Below are 1,641 nucleotides of genomic sequence, written 5' to 3'. Positions count from 1 at the left end.
GAAAAATATCCTAAAATTACTCCCAATACCATTTTCCAGGAGAGGGATTTCTTTTTACCTCTTTTTTCTAAACTTAGAGACACCCCTATCTTTTTGTTTATAATTCCATGTACATACCCAAATCTTATTAATCTCTGTACTATATCAGTATCCTCCATCATGAGTAATTCCTCATTAAAACCGTTTACCCTATCGAATGGGTCCTTTCTAATTATCAAAAAAGCTCCAAAATCTGATTTAAGAACAGGATTATACTTTCTGGTTGCAAACCATTTAAGAAAATTAAGAAGACCTTGGGTAAATATTGAGCTTTCTTCGGTTTTGAAATAGCAAGAGGCAATATCATATTTCCCCTCTTGAAATTTTTCATATATCTCCTTTAAATCGTTTTCTTTCAGAAAATATGTATCAGCATCCATAAAAAGGAGGATTTCTCCACTACTCTGCTGAGCCCCTTTATTTCTACCAACACTTGGCATACCTCCCTTTACCACCTTTACACTATGTTCTTTAGCAATCTCTACTGTCCCATCTTTAGAGCCAGCATCAGACACTATTATATCAACAGGTTGAACTGTTTGATTCTCAATACTCTCTAATAATCTAGGGAGGTGTAACTGCTCGTTTTTTGTCGGTATGATAATTGATACCGGTATTTTTTCTTTCATATCACTATTGTATTCTCTTCAATGAATTAATTGCAAAACTCTCTATTTGTTCTTGGTAAGACTTGTAAAGTATATATCCAATCCCTACTATTGCCAATATAATACCAACTATTCTATATATATTGTATCCCTGGACAAATGATTCTAAACTTAAACCCAAGGAATATCCTAGGAGTAATACTATAGTATCTTTTGTTATACATATTATGGTTGTCCATATTGCGAATTTTTTTATTTTCATAGATTGGTATCTACCTAAAAGTATTAAGCTTGGAACTGCGATAAACATTACTGATTTAACAAAAATTAATGCTTTAATTGGACTTCTATTAAACGTGTCCTTGATTACCTTCAACACACCATCTTTTTCATATTTAGCTAATATCCTATTTATTTTCTGCTCCGAAGAGCTTTTACCTATATAGTAGTAAATAATATCTGCTCCTATCTCACCTGTTACAAGGAGTAGAAATACGGTAATGATGTCTAATGATCCTGTAGAGGCAATAAGAGCTGATATAAAGCCTGCAATAGGACCTTCTATTAGATATACAATAAAGAGGATGGGGTATTTCCCCTGTTGGACTAATGTTAATATTATATCTGGTAAGTTCATGTGATTAGTATACTATATTAGACTAAAGGAATTAAAAATTTCTATTTGTAGAATAACTTAATACAAGCATCTAAGTCTTCTATTAAATCCATTTTCAAAGCCTCTTTTGGTTTAATCCACTTGTAAGCTTTGTGCTCTTTATTATTAATCTTTACTTTTGGTTCTTTATTAACTTTCGTATTAAAGATATGGTAAACAAAGTCATAGTCCTTGTATTTTATAAACACTTCTTTAATATGACTTATATCTTTTTCTTTTAACTCTAAGCCTGTTTCTTCAAAGATTTCTCTTAAAATAGCTACTTTAAGACTCTCCTCCCTATTCATTTTTCCAGCGGGTACACCCCAAGTATTTCCT

Annotated in this window: 3 protein-coding genes; all 3 read right to left on the bottom strand. The window is 31.7% G+C overall.

Annotated elements, in window-relative coordinates; genetic code table 11:
* On the bottom strand, positions 1-668 hold a 668-nt coding region (locus SVN78_11015; protein MDY6822136.1), incomplete at its 3' end, for a glycosyltransferase.
* A 4-nt stretch (positions 669-672) separates the two neighbouring features.
* Entirely contained in the window at positions 673-1,284 is a 612-nt protein-coding gene (locus SVN78_11010) for a hypothetical protein (GenBank protein ID MDY6822135.1), read from the bottom strand.
* A 41-nt stretch (positions 1,285-1,325) separates the two neighbouring features.
* The coding region (locus tag SVN78_11005) for an NUDIX hydrolase (GenBank protein ID MDY6822134.1) at positions 1,326-1,641 on the bottom strand (316 nt) is incomplete at its 5' end.

The organism is Deferribacterota bacterium, assembly GCA_034189185.1.
Classification (GTDB): Bacteria; Chrysiogenota; Deferribacteres; order Deferribacterales; family UBA228; genus UBA228.
This window is presented reverse-complemented; position numbering and strand designations above follow the sequence as displayed.